This window comes from Blautia sp. NSJ-140 (assembly GCF_022868965.1).
GTDB lineage: Bacteria > Bacillota > Clostridia > Lachnospirales > Lachnospiraceae > Blautia_A.
This window is the reverse complement of sequence record NZ_JALIFS010000009.1, coordinates 119,454-133,324: the sequence shown is the minus strand read 5'-3', so window position 1 is coordinate 133,324 and position 13,871 is coordinate 119,454. Positions and strand designations below refer to the sequence as shown.

Annotated in this window: 11 protein-coding genes; 10 read left to right on the top strand and 1 reads right to left on the bottom strand. The window is 44.2% G+C overall.

The window, feature by feature from the left end:
• The first annotated feature begins 7 nt into the window (after positions 1–7).
• The 6 genes from MUB50_RS11685 (at position 8) to MUB50_RS11660 (ending at position 6,620) form a co-directional block, all read left to right on the top strand.
• Positions 8–637 carry an MBL fold metallo-hydrolase gene (locus MUB50_RS11685; protein ID WP_244791160.1) on the top strand — a complete coding sequence of 210 codons (630 nt, stop codon included), beginning with the start codon at positions 8–10 and terminating at the stop codon, positions 635–637.
• The gene (gene hemZ, locus MUB50_RS11680; RefSeq protein ID WP_244791158.1) at positions 585–2,138 is read left to right on the top strand and encodes a coproporphyrinogen dehydrogenase HemZ; all 1,554 of its coding nucleotides are present in this window, start codon (positions 585–587) and stop codon (positions 2,136–2,138) included. The genes MUB50_RS11685 and hemZ overlap by 53 nt, the downstream gene beginning before the upstream one ends.
• A gap of 21 nt (positions 2,139–2,159) precedes the next feature.
• Complete coding sequence (locus MUB50_RS11675) at positions 2,160–2,795, top strand: HD-GYP domain-containing protein (protein WP_306466225.1); 636 nt, start codon at positions 2,160–2,162, stop codon at positions 2,793–2,795.
• A complete protein-coding gene (hisS, locus tag MUB50_RS11670) occupies positions 2,728–3,981 on the top strand; it encodes a histidine--tRNA ligase (RefSeq protein ID WP_118608503.1) in 1,254 nt (417 codons plus the stop codon). The genes MUB50_RS11675 and hisS overlap by 68 nt, the downstream gene beginning before the upstream one ends.
• A gap of 77 nt (positions 3,982–4,058) precedes the next feature.
• Positions 4,059–5,858, top strand: coding sequence for an aspartate--tRNA ligase (aspS, locus tag MUB50_RS11665; protein ID WP_015524642.1), 1,800 nt, complete (start codon positions 4,059–4,061; stop codon positions 5,856–5,858).
• Positions 5,859–5,864: 6 nt separating this feature from the next.
• Positions 5,865–6,620, top strand: coding sequence for a sulfite exporter TauE/SafE family protein (locus MUB50_RS11660; RefSeq protein WP_173753132.1), 756 nt, complete (start codon positions 5,865–5,867; stop codon positions 6,618–6,620).
• A gap of 84 nt (positions 6,621–6,704) precedes the next feature.
• On the opposite strand, the gene MUB50_RS11655 is transcribed toward MUB50_RS11660, so the two are convergent.
• On the bottom strand, positions 6,705–7,838 hold the full coding sequence (locus MUB50_RS11655; RefSeq protein ID WP_118515633.1) for a hypothetical protein: 1,134 nt from the start codon (positions 7,836–7,838) through the stop codon (positions 6,705–6,707).
• A gap of 431 nt (positions 7,839–8,269) precedes the next feature.
• Here MUB50_RS11655 and MUB50_RS11650 point away from each other — a divergent pair, with 431 nt between their 5' ends.
• The 4 genes from MUB50_RS11650 to MUB50_RS11635 are packed head-to-tail and all read left to right on the top strand — an operon-like array spanning position 8,270 to position 13,746.
• On the top strand, positions 8,270–9,712 hold the full coding sequence (locus tag MUB50_RS11650; RefSeq protein ID WP_118623701.1) for an efflux RND transporter periplasmic adaptor subunit: 1,443 nt from the start codon (positions 8,270–8,272) through the stop codon (positions 9,710–9,712).
• Positions 9,709–10,380, top strand: coding sequence for an ABC transporter ATP-binding protein (locus tag MUB50_RS11645; protein WP_015524653.1), 672 nt, complete (start codon positions 9,709–9,711; stop codon positions 10,378–10,380). The genes MUB50_RS11650 and MUB50_RS11645 overlap by 4 nt, the downstream gene beginning before the upstream one ends.
• A gap of 4 nt (positions 10,381–10,384) precedes the next feature.
• Positions 10,385–12,466: a hypothetical protein gene (locus tag MUB50_RS11640; RefSeq protein ID WP_118623703.1), complete on the top strand. Its 2,082-nt coding sequence runs from the start codon at positions 10,385–10,387 to the stop codon at positions 12,464–12,466.
• A 17-nt stretch (positions 12,467–12,483) separates the two neighbouring features.
• On the top strand, positions 12,484–13,746 hold the full coding sequence (locus tag MUB50_RS11635) for an ABC transporter permease (protein ID WP_118623705.1): 1,263 nt from the start codon (positions 12,484–12,486) through the stop codon (positions 13,744–13,746).
• The last annotated feature ends 125 nt before the right edge of the window (positions 13,747–13,871 follow it).

Below are 13,871 nucleotides of genomic sequence, written 5' to 3'. Positions count from 1 at the left end.
AATTTTTATGAGTAAACTTGAAATGCAGCAGTGTGTGCTGGGCCAGGTGTTTACCAACTGCTATTTTCTGAAAAATAAAGAGACCGGAGAACTGCTGATCGTAGACCCGGGAGACTATGCAGAAAAAGTTTTTCAGAAAGTATCTCTTATGCAGGGAAAACCGGTGGGAATCCTTCTGACACATGGTCATTTTGATCACATCATGGCTGTAAAGAAAGTGAAGGAAAAATATCAGATTCCGGTTTATGCATGCAGGCAGGAAGAAGCAATGCTGGCAGAGCCCACGATTAATATGACTGCTGTTTATGGAAGTGCCTGTTCAATTAAGCCGGATGTCCTTCTGGATGACGGGCAGATCTTCGAAGCGGCCGGATTTTCCATCCAGATGTTCCACACACCGGGACATACCAAAGGAAGTTGCTGCTATTATATCAAAGACGAGGGTGTGCTTTTCAGCGGAGATACATTGTTTTGCGGTTCTGTGGGAAGAACCGATTTTCCTGGCGGAAGTTCTGCTGAGATCGTAAGAAGCCTTCACAAGCTTGTGGATACTTTGCCGGAGGATACAGAAGTATTTCCGGGGCATGACGCATCCACAACAATTGGTTACGAAAAGAGGTATAATCCATTTGTATAAGATTGGAATTTTGTTTCAGAACAGAGATTTTGAGCATGATGTGTATGAGCTGATCAAAGCGTTTTATCCCGAGAATGAGATCATTTCTCTTTATGAAGAAGATGATGCGGATTATGATATCCGCTTCAGGGTTTCACGTGATGAAGAAGGGTATACCATCAGTTACAACAACGGAATAGAGAAAAAAACAGCTCATGGGGCTGTGATAGAAGGGCAATCCAGTGGAGAAGCTTCGGATGCCCTTATTTCTTGCAATGATGCCCATGATATCCGCAGAAAAAATAAAGACGCGATCAAATACGCCCTGTATCAGATGCTTTCCAAAGCTACAGGCAAGAAACTTCCATGGGGAAATCTTACAGGCATCCGTCCTGTGAAAATGGCTATGGGAATGCTGGAGTCTGGAATGAAAAATACGGAGATCGCCAGATATATGAGAGATCAGTATCTGGTAAGTCCGGAGAAAACAGCTCTTGCGGTTACCATCGCAAATCGTGAGAGGGATATCCTGAAAAACATTGATTATGAAAACGGTTACAGCCTTTATGTTGGAATTCCTTTCTGTCCGAGTATCTGTCTGTACTGTTCATTCAGTTCCTATCCGCTGGAGAGATGGCGTAAATATGTGGAGGCGTATCTGGATGCTTTGGTAAAGGAAATCCGGGCTGTTTCCGGCATGATGAAAAACCGGAAGCTGGATACGGTCTATATCGGCGGGGGAACACCTACCACGCTGGAGCCGGATCAGCTTCGGAGACTTCTTGGCGCGATCACAGAATATTTTCCCTGTGAGGAGCTGGAAGAATTTACGGTTGAGGCAGGAAGACCGGACAGTATAACCCTGGAAAAGCTTCAGGCGATCCGGGAGTTTCCGGTTACCAGGATTTCCGTAAATCCACAGACCATGAATCAGGAAACCCTGGATATCATTGGTAGACGTCATACAGTAGAACAGACAAAGAATGCGTTTCATCTGGCAAGAAAAGCCGGATTCGACAATATCAATATGGATCTGATCGTGGGTCTTCCCGGCGAAGATATCACAAAAGTGCAGCATACACTGGATGAGGTAAAAGACCTCGGGCCGGACAGCCTGACCGTACATTCTCTTGCTGTGAAGCGTGCGGCAAGACTGAATATTTTCCGTGATAAATACCAGGAGATGACCTTTGAAAACAATCAGGAGATCATGAATCTGACTATGAAAACTGCCTACGAGATGGGAATGGGCCCCTATTATCTGTACAGACAGAAGAATATGAAGGGGAATTTTGAGAATGTCGGGTATTCTGAGGTTGACAAAGCAGGGATTTACAATATACTGATTATGGAGGAAAAGCAGCCGATCATCGCACTGGGTGCAGGTGGTTCCTCCAAGCTTGTGTTTGATCACGGACAGCGCATTGAGCGTGTGGAGAATGTGAAGGATGTTGTCAATTATATCACACGTATCGATGAAATGATCGAGAGAAAACGCGAGGGCATTGCAAAATGGCTGTAGACGGAAAGGAGAGACGGATCCTTGAAAAGCGTACAGAAGATAAGTGAAACTACGCAGGACCGGATCCTGGAAATGGATCTTTCCGCAGAGCTGAAACATGGGACTGTTGTCAGTAACCTTGCCTATGATGTGGCAAAGGAGCTTGGTCTTGGTGAGAAAGAATGCTATCAGCTGGCCATTGCCGGAATGCTCCATGATATAGGCAAGCTGAAGCTGGAAGGATACATTAATGGCCAAGAGCAGAATCCGATGGTCATTGAAGAACTGAAATATGTCCGCATGCACTCCACATTAGGTTATGAGATCCTGAAAGACCAGGGATATTCCGATTATGTTCTGGAAAGTATTCTTTATCATCATGAGAATTTTGACGGCAGTGGTTATCCCAGCAACAGAAGCGGAAAGGATATCCCTATGGGTGCAAGGATACTGAGAGTATGTGATGTATATGCGGCTTTGAGTATGGACAGACCATATCGGAAAGCTCTGGAAAAAGATGAAGTTTTAAGACTGATGATCGATGAGATTAAAAACTTTGACATGCAGGTGTTTCTTGCATTTCAGAGGGTGATTCATAAAGGAGGAAACTATGGCATTAAAAAAGAAACCGGTTACAGGAATGAAGGACATTTTACCGAAGGAAATGGCAATCCGTAACTATGTGATGAATATGATCAGAGAGACGTATGGAACCTTTGGTTTTTCCGCGATCGAGACTCCCTGTGTAGAACATATTGAGAATCTCTGCAGCAAGCAGGGCGGTGAAAATGAAAAGCTGATCTTCAAGATCATGAAGAGAGGCGAGAAACTGAAACTGGATACTGCAAAAACAGAGAATGATCTGACAGATTCCGGACTTCGTTATGATCTGACCGTACCGCTTTCCAGATATTATTCCAATAATGCAAACGAGCTTCCGGCTCCGTTTAAGGCACTTCAGATGGGAAATGTATGGAGAGCTGACCGTCCGCAGAGAGGTCGTTTCCGTCAGTTTATGCAGTGTGATATCGATATCCTGGGTGAGCCGACCTATCTTGCCGAGATCGAGCTTGTACTTGCAACAACAACACTTCTTGGAAAACTGGATTTCCATAACTTTACTATCCGTATCAATGACAGAAGAATCCTGAAGGCAATGGCTCAGTACAGCGGATTCCCGACAGAGAGCTTTGATACTGTCTTTATTATTCTTGACAAGATGGATAAGATCGGCATCGAGGGAGTTGCAGAGGAACTTGAGAAAGAGGGCTTTGCTAAAGAGAGTATTGACACTTATCTTGGACTTTTCCGTGAGATCACCAACGATGTTGAGGGTGTCCGTTATATTAAAGAAAAACTTTCTGATGTTCTGGATGCAGGTATTGCAGAGGATCTTGAAACTATCATCAATACTGTAGAATCTGTAAAAACAGCAGACTTCAAAATGTCCTTTGATCCTACACTGGTACGTGGAATGTCCTATTACACAGGTCCGATCTTTGAGATTTCCATGGATGAGTTCGGCGGAAGCGTTGGTGGAGGCGGACGTTACGATGAGATGATCGGTAAATTTACAGGAAATAATACCTGTGCCTGTGGTTTCTCCATTGGATTTGAGAGAATCGTTATGCTGCTTCTTGAGAGAGGCTATGAGATTCCAACCAAGAATGGCAAGAAAGCATATCTGATCGAGAAGAACATGCCGGCAGACAAGCTTCTGAACATCCTGAAACAGGCAACTGAGGAAAGAAGTGCAGGTACACAGATCAATATCTCTATCATGAAAAAGAACAAAAAATTCCAGAAAGACCAGCTGGCAGCAGATGGTTATACAGAGTATGTAGAATTTTTCAACAGAGACTGAAACTGCCCCGTCTGAAAACGGAGATAGCAGAGTAAATTAAAATGACTATGAAAAAATAGTCAGAGGAGGATAAAGAGATGGCTGAAAGCATGCAGGGACTGCACAGAACCTGCCGATGTGCAGAAGTGACCACAGAGATGGTCGGAAAAGAAGTAACATTAATGGGATGGGTGGCAAAAGCCAGAAATAAAGGAGGTCTTGTATTTGTAGACCTTCGTGACCGTTCCGGGATCATGCAGCTGATTTTTGAGAATGGCAGCATTGACGAGGAAGGTTTTACAAAAGCCGGTAAACTGCGTAGTGAGTTTGTTATTGCTGTAACCGGTACCGTAGAGAAACGTGGAGGAGCAGTAAACGAGAATCTTGCAACTGGCGAGATCGAGCTTCGTGTAAAATCCCTCCGTGTCCTTGCTGAGGCAGATGTTCCTCCATTCCCGATCGAGGAGAATAGCAAGACAAAAGATGAGATTCGCCTTAAATATCGTTATCTTGATTTAAGAAGACCGGATCTTCAGAGAAATATCATGATGAAGAGCAAGGTTGCTCAGCTTACAAGACAGTTCTTTACAGAAGAGGGATTTCTTGAGATCGAGACACCGATGCTTGGAAAGAGTACTCCTGAGGGAGCCAGAGACTATCTGGTACCATCACGTGTTCATCCGGGAAGCTTCTATGGCCTTCCACAGTCACCGCAGCTGTACAAGCAGCTTCTGATGTGCTCCGGATTTGATCGTTATATCCAGATCGCAAGATGTTTCCGTGATGAGGACCTTCGTGCTGACCGTCAGCCGGAGTTCACACAGATTGATATGGAGCTTTCCTTTGTTGATGTAGACGATGTTATCGATGTTAACGAGAGATATCTTGCATTCCTGTTCAAAGAAGTCCTGGATATCGATGTAAAACTTCCGATCCAGAGAATTACCTGGCAGGAAGCTATGGATCGTTTTGGTTCCGACAAGCCGGATATGCGTTTCGGTATGGAACTTCATGATGTCAGTGATATCGTAAAAGACTGCGGATTTGGTGTGTTCACAGGTGCGCTTGAGAACGGCGGAAGTGTTCGTGGTATCAATGCAGAAGGTCAGGGCGCAATGCCGAGAAAGAAGATCGATAAGCTTGTTGAGTTCGTAAAAGGTTATGGTGCAAAAGGTCTTGCATACATTGCCATTGCAGAGGACGGAACCAGAAAGTCTTCTTTCGCCAAGTTTATGACAGATGAAGAGATGGATGCTCTTGTAAAAGCTATGGACGGTAAGCCGGGAGATCTTCTTCTTTTCGCAGCAGATAAGACAAAATTGGTATACGATGTACTGGGAGCACTCCGTCTTGAGCTTGCAAAACAGATGGATCTTTTAGACAAAAATGAGTATCGTTTCGTATGGGTAACAGAGTTCCCGCTTCTTGAGTGGAGCGAGGAGGAGAATCGTTTTACAGCAATGCACCATCCGTTCACCATGCTTATGGAGGAGGATCTTCCGCTTCTTGACACAGATCCGGGAAAGGTTCGCGCAAAAGCATACGACATCGTTCTTAACGGAAATGAGATTGGCGGCGGCAGCGTGCGTATCCATCAGGATGATATTCAGGAAAGAATGTTTGAGGCACTTGGCTTCACAAAAGAAGCTGCACATGAGCAGTTCGGATTCCTTCTGGATGCCTTCAAATATGGAGTTCCGCCACACGCAGGACTTGCATATGGCCTTGACAGACTTGTTATGCTTATGGCAAAGGCAGATACGATCCGTGATGTTATTGCATTCCCGAAGGTTAAGGATGCATCCTGTCTGATGACTCAGTCCCCTAGCCAGGTAAGTGAGGCGCAGCTTCATGAGTTGGGACTTGACCTTGAGCCGCAGAAAGAAGAGGAAGAATAAAAGATCATGCAGCCGACAATATATACATTTCTGATCGTTTGTCCACTTGTATTTCTTGCCGGATTTGTAGATGCTGTAGCAGGCGGGGGAGGACTGATCTCCCTGCCTGCTTATCTTTTGGCCGGAGTTCCTGTACATAATGCTGTTGCCACCAACAAGCTGTCATCAGCAACAGGAACATTGATCTCAACTGTCCGTTTGTGCAAAAATAAATTTGTGGACTGGTTCTTGGTGCTTCCATGTATTCCAATGGCACTCCTGGGATCTTCCATAGGAGCTCACCTTGCTCTTATAGCCAGTGATAAACTCCTGCGTTATATGCTGATCCCGGTTCTTCCGGTGGTTGCTTTTTATGTGCTGCGCAAGAAAAATATGGATGAGAAGGGTGGCGAGATCGCCAGAAAAAAACAGATCCTGCTCTGTGCCGTATGCTCTCTTGCTGTAGGATGCTACGATGGCTTTTATGGACCAGGAACAGGAACTTTTCTCTTGCTTTTGTTTACAGGATTGGGAAAAATGAGTGTGGCAAAAGCTTCCGGTACCATGAAGGTTACCAACCTCTCTTCCAATGTAGCGGCTCTTGTTGTGTTTCTGCTCAGCGGAAAAATTGTGATCATGCTTGGAATTGCAGCGTCAGTGTTCTCGATCGCAGGACATTATACCGGCGCAGGTATGGTGATGAAAAACGGAAGCCGGATCATACGGCCTATTATTCTTATAGTCCTTGCATTGCTTTTTATAAAGATCATATCCGGAATATAAAAAAGAAGAATATAAAAAACCCGTGAAGATCACGCTTTCCTGTCAGAGAAAGCAGATATTCACGGGTTTTCTTGCTTTTATCCTTTATTCGTTATCTTCGGCAGAATCTTCAGGAACCGGTGAAGCGGTAAGTGTCCCGAAGATAGCATTGCCAAGTTCGGTACCGGCATTCTCAAGCTTCCAGGATGCACCATCATTTATGAGATGGAAGGTAGCAGTAGCAGTTATGGTTGCCTGATTATTTCTGATACTGTCCAGAAGCAGTTCATGTGATTTGTTGTAACGCTTCTGGGAACCATCGATCACTGCATCAGCAGAAGCCAGATAAGTATTCAATTCTTTTTCGTATTGTGTAAGAATGGAATCACTGTCAAATGTGGTGAGCTCTGCGTCCACCTCAGCAAGATATCCGGAAACAGAGGTGCTTGATATTTTGTAGTTAAAACAGGAGTGAAACTGTTCCATAAGGGCAGAAGCAATGGCATTTTTTGCCGAATCTGAAGTGTTCAGAATGGAATCCAGCCCCAGATAATTAGCCATCTGCTGTACATCCATCTCCTGAAGTGTTTTCAGATAGACGGTAAGCGTTTCGGCAGGCGGCACAAGATCAGGATCGGACAGATAGGTGATAAGGCCACCGACCAGCTCATTTTCGAGAGAGGAGCTGTGCGTGATCTCCCAGTCAGGTTCTGAAGAAGATCCAAGATTGTTTAGCTGGATGGAAGTATTACGTTCTACAGAACTGTACGTGTTATTCTTGAGAAGCTTGTACAGGAGCAGATAACGCTGCTCCAGGGAATTCCCATTATCATTTTCTTTACCGGAGGCGGTTTCCAGTATTTCTTCCTGAAGGCTTGCAGAAACAAAATCACTGGCAAGAGTCTCAGCGTCCAGAGTAGTAAGCTTAAGCTGCGCAGAAGCATTTTTTCCGTTACTATCAACGGATATACCCAGGATTTTGTAATTGAAATTCTGAAAGAAGAGAGAAAATACTTCCTTTATATCAGCAGAAAGCTCTGTGCTGTCATCAGAATCCGGAAACAGTTCCTGATAGGATATGTACTGCATGGTTGTTTCAGAGTCCAGATTTTTAAGAAGATCCAGATCTTTTTTGATTGCCTTTTCTGCATGATCTTTGGCCGACTGGGAGCAACCACATAAAAAAACTGCAAGAAGAATGGTCATCAAGAAAGCCAGCAGATGTTTCACTGTCTTCATATTGTTCTTTCCTTTCAAAAAAGTTATATTTAATATTCTAGCAGATAAAGCACTGAAAGTCAAAATATCGCAAAAATGGAGAAATCAAGAAAAATGAAAAAAACTTGCAGTTATTATGCTTGCAGTTATGGTTCTGTTCGGAACAACCCAATATCAGGTATTAACTGTAAAACCTAGTAAAAAAATTCTGAAAAATGCAAATATACTGTAAAAGTTACTGTTAAGCTGGCTAATCACAAGACTGTAACAAGGACAGTTAAATAATCATTATTACATAAAAAAGTCTCCTGGCCACGAAGGAGACTTTTTTTTATGAAAAATCTGTGAAATCTACATCGTTTTCTTCAGGGACTTTTCTTTTCAGGGTGAATCTGCTATGATGTTTGAAGCAACAGATAGTTTCAGTATGATGCTGAGAAAAGGGGACAGATATGAAAAAACGTATTTTGATCGCACTTGGAGTCCTTGTACTTGCAGCCGGTATCGGAGCAGGTGGATGGTATTATTATACACATCATGCAGGGTCCTCAGGAGGCAGTGATATTGTATATGTAACAAAGATAAGTAAGCTTTCGGAAATGGATTCCGGAGTGGAAAACCGATATGCAGGTGTTGTGGAACCGCAGGAAACGGTTCAGATAAAGATCGAAAGCGGCCGAAAGGTAAAAGAAGTTCAGGTAAAGACCGGCCAGGAAGTCAAGAAAGGGCAGCTTCTTTTTCAGTATGATCTTGGAAGTATCCAGCAGAGTCTTCAGGAAGCACAGCTGGCATTGGACCGTCTGAAAAACGAACAGTTAAGTATATCTGATCAGATCACTACACTGGAAGCTGAGAAAAAGAAAGCTACAGCGGATAATCAGCTTTCCTATACAATAGAGATCGAAACACAGAAAATGAATCTCAAGAAGAATGAATATGATCAGAAAAGCAAACAGGCAGAGATCGATAAGCTTTCCCAGGCAACGCAGAATACCGAGGTGCGCAGTGAGATCGATGGAGTGATCCAGAAGATCGATACCTCCAAGATGGGTGGTGATGATTCTAATGGCGTGGAGGATACGTTAACAGAAGGCACGGCGGATTCCACAGATTCCAGTTCCGGAAACGGTTCCGGCAATGCATTTATCACGATCCTGAGCACAGGCGCTTATCGTGTAAAGGGAACGGTAAATGAAATAAACCGTGATTCGATCATAGAGGGGACACCTGTGATCATCCGTTCCAGAGTGGATTCTTCAAAAACCTGGAAGGGCACCATGGGTTCTGTTGACATGGATAATTCTACCAGCAACAGCAATTCGGATATGGCAATGTTCGGAATGTCCAGTGCCAGTGATGATCAGACATCATCCAGTACCTATCCGTTTTATGTGAATCTGGATTCATCTGAGGGTCTGATGCTGGGGCAGCATGTGTATATTGAACCGGACGAAGGACAGGATGAGAAGAAGTCCGGTATCTGGCTGAACGATTATTTTATCGTGGATGCGGATACAGACAGCCCATATGTCTGGATCGCAAACGGTCAGAACAAGCTGGAGAAGAGAGATGTCATATTAGGACAGTATGATGAAGATCTTGGGGAATATGAGATCGCAGACGGACTTTCTGAAAAAGATAAGATCGCATTTCCGACAGATGAGCTGAAAGAAGGTATGTCTGTCGCAGAAGGTACTGCAGATCAGACTACAGCGGCTATGTGGGATGATTCTGAGGATGATGAAAGTTCTGATGATTCTGCATACACGGAAAGTGATGGCTCAGAGCCTGAAATGATCGAAGATGGAGCGAGAGACAGTGACATGATGGATGCGACAGACGATATTTCTTCGGGAGATGACCTTGTTCCGATGGAAGGAGCGCCGACAGAATGATTTTGGATTTAAAAGGAATATATAAGGATTATCAACAGGGGAAAATGACTGTACCTGTATTGAAAGATGTAGATTTTTCCATGGAGGAGGGAGAATATGTGGCGATCATGGGCCCTTCCGGTTCCGGAAAGACTACGCTGATGAATATTATCGGATGCCTGGACAAACCTACCAAGGGAACTTTTCTCCTGAATGGAGAAGATATTGCCAAATGTACAGAGAATGAGATGTCAGATATCCGTCTGAAAACGATCGGGTTTGTATTTCAGAGCTTTCATCTTCTTCCCAGGCAGAGTGCGCTGACAAATGTGGAACTGCCGCTGAATTATGCAAGGGTTCCCAAAAAGGAGCGCAGGGAACGCGCACGGAAAGCTCTGGAGCGAGTAGGACTTGCTGACAGGGTAGATTTTAAGCCCAACCAGCTTTCCGGAGGACAGATGCAGAGAGTGGCTATTGCAAGAGCAATCGTAAACAACCCCAAGCTTTTGCTGGCAGATGAGCCTACCGGGGCACTGGATACGAAATCGGGAGCACAGGTTATGGAACTGTTTCAGAAGCTGAACGATGAGGGGGTTTCTGTGCTGATGATCACACATGACCCGGAGATCGCGGCACATGCCAAACGGGTTGTTATGATCCGTGACGGTGAGCTGCAGGAAAAGAGGTGATAGAATGAAAGTGGTGAAGAGAGTGATCGTTGGTGTACTGGTTGCGGCATTGGCAGCCGGAGGAATCTACACAGGGCTTATGCATGTGAAAGAATCCAAGGTAACAGAGGTGCCGGTAACCAGCGTCAGCAATCTTCAGACTGACTGGTATTCGGAGACAACACTGGATGGAACCATCACCACAAATGTTTCTCAAAATGTAAATATGGATAAAGATATGATCATCGAGAAAATATATGTATCCCAGGGTGATGATGTAAAAAAAGGCGATAATCTAATCTCCTTTGATATGACACTTGTAGAGATGGAACTGAATATTGCAAAGCTGAAACTGCAGAAGCAGGAGCGGGATCTGACCAAAGCACAGAACCGTCTGACAAGTCTTCAGAATGGAGGTCCCATCGAAGACAATACAGACAGTACTGATGATACGGACCGGAATCTTACAGGTGGTGATACAGGAAGTGACGGAAAAATGACAAATACCGATACACCTTCCGGAAGTGACGGAGACGAGGATATGCAGTCAACTACCGGTTCCGCGGCTACTGCAGATAGCAGCTATCTTGCAGCGGCTTCCTCCAGGCCATTACTTCTCAGTGCCTTTACAGATACAGAAGGAGATATTGAAGATTCCGCAGAGAAAGTTACCGAAGAAATTCCGTCCGGAGAAACGACGGACAGTGAAACAGAGCAGATGACCGGAGATGACACAGCGGATATGGAAGAGGATACAACTGCATCCGATGAGGATCTGATCATGGATCCGACTTATCAGAATCCTACTGCCAATGATATTACAGACGGAGAGACTACGGACTGGGGTTCCGGAGAAGATGATACCCCAATGGTATCTCCGACACCGACTCCCACACTGGGCCCCAATGAACTTCCTGATCCCAATATAACAGAACCGGAAATTCCGGGGATCACAGATGGTGAACCGGAGTTTTATCAGAAACTTGACTATACTTCTCAGCCGTTTACAGGAACCGGTACGGAAGAAGATCCCTATGTTTTTCTTGTAAGCAGTGCCAAAGGCAAAGTTACGGTGATGGGATCCTTTTTTAACAGAATGGCTGGATACAGTGAGGATGGAACCAAAGTGGTCCAGAAAGGTGGCAGCTGGTTCCAGCTGGAATTTCATGAGAATGATACTATTGCGGATTTTCAGGACAGAACACTTTCCTGTACAGGATATTATCTGATCGATGGAAGTCTTCTTGAAAATCCGGTATATATGTATGCGGAAACAGAATTTACACTGGATGAGGCTTCCAAATATGACAAAAATGATAATGAGATACCGGATGACAGCGGTGATGGAGATGACGGTACTGATGGCACGACCATGTCAAGAGAGGATGCGATCAAGATCCAGAAAAACAAGATCGCAAGTCTGAAACTGGATATTGAGGAAAATAATCTGAAGATCACCAAGCTGGAGAATAAAGTAAAAAACAAGCTGGTAACAAGTAAACTGGATGGAACGGTTGCTTACATCGGAGATGAAGTCACAGGTTCTTATAATGGAGATGCTTTTCTGAAAGTAAAAAGCAAAGATGGTTTTTATGTTACCGGAACGGTCAGCGAACTGATGCTGGATCAGATGAAGGAGGGAACACTTCTTCAGTGTACCAGTTATAATTCCGGCAGCTTTGAGGCGAAGGTACTGAATGTGTCTGATTACCCGGTGGATTCTTCAAATACTTATTATGGTGGAGATTCTAATCCCAATGTATCGTATTACACCTTTAATGCAGAGATCACAGATCGTTCGTTGCAGTTTACCGACCAGGATTATGTGACAGTATCTCTGAAGTCAAATAAACTTGCCAAAGGCAGTCTGGTTGTGATGAAGGCATTTATCCGTACGGAAAATGGAACTAGCTATGTATACAAAGACGTGAAGGGAACACTGAAAAAGCAGCATATCACAGTGGGAAGCATTGTGAACAGCGGATATTATGCAGTTGTAACTTCAGGTCTGAAATCCGATGATCTTCTTGCTTTCCCATATGGTGATGCCGTGAAGGAAGGAGCCAAGACAAAAGAAGTGACTTTGGATGATATGTACAATGAATAACAGGAAGGAGAAATTTCATGTTTGAAAATATACGCCTGGCTTTTCAGGGAATATGGTCACATAAGATGAGATCCTTTCTGACCATGTTAGGTATTATTATTGGTATTGCATCTATTATTGCAATTGTATCTACGATCAAAGGTACCAGTGAGCAGATCAAGGAAGATCTGATCGGGTCCGGAAACAATACCGTACAGGTTATGCTCTATGACGGAGACAGTACATACGATATGGATTATGGTTCTTACGGAAGCTCGGCCAAACCGCCGGTTATTTCTGATTCCCAGAAAACGGCGATCGGAGACTTGGATCATGTGATCAGTTCTACATTTTATTACAGCAGCCAGTCTGCCGGTGTTTATTATAAAAACACAAGCTTTCAGGGCGGAACCGTGTACGGGATCGACAGCAATTATCTGAAAACGATGGGATACCTGGTCCAGTCCGGGCGGGGATTTGTACAAAAAGATTATGACAGCTACCGAAAGGTTGCTCTTGTGGATTCCAATGCTGCACAGAATATTTTCGGAAGTGAGAGCCCTGTAGGGAAAACCATTGAGGTGGGATCAGAACCGTATATCATTGTAGGTGTGATCACTCAGAGTGAGGACAGCATGCCTAAGATCAATACGATTTCTGAGTACGAGGAATATTCGCAGACGATCATGGGAAGCGTGATGATCCCGGATACTACCTGGCCTGTTGCATTTAAATTTGATCAGCCGCAAAATGTGACAGTCCGTGCAGACAGCACAGATAATATGAGTTCTGTAGGAAAAGCAGCAGAGGATATTCTGAATACAGGGATCCAGAATGAAAAAAACAAATCGAACTTTAAATATAAAGCGGAAGACATTATGGAGAAGGTCAAGAATCTCCAGAAGCTCAGCGAAAGTACCAATCAGCAGCTGATCTGGATTGCAAGTATCTCCCTGCTTGTTGGTGGTATCGGTGTTATGAATATCATGCTTGTATCTGTCACAGAACGTACCAGTGAGATCGGACTGAAAAAAGCTATCGGAGCAAGAAAAAAAGTGATCCTGGGGCAGTTTCTGACGGAAGCTTCGGTGCTGACCAGTATCGGAGGAATCATTGGTGTGGTCCTTGGAATCATCCTGTCAAAAGTGGTGTCTCAGGTGTCCGGAGCACCAACAGCCATCAGCGTTCCGTCTATCATCGGCTCTGTGGTGTTTTCCATGCTGATCGGTCTCATCTTTGGATTACTGCCATCTGTAAAGGCGTCTAATCTTAATCCGATCGATGCACTTCGCAGTGAATAAAGTATCCTTCATGTTTTACGAAACTCTGAGGTCTTTATTTAGTCACTTTTGCTGTATATAGGGCAAAAAAAGAAAGTATAAATAGAGTTTTTACAGGTTTTTCAGAGATAACAAAAAAATCGTAG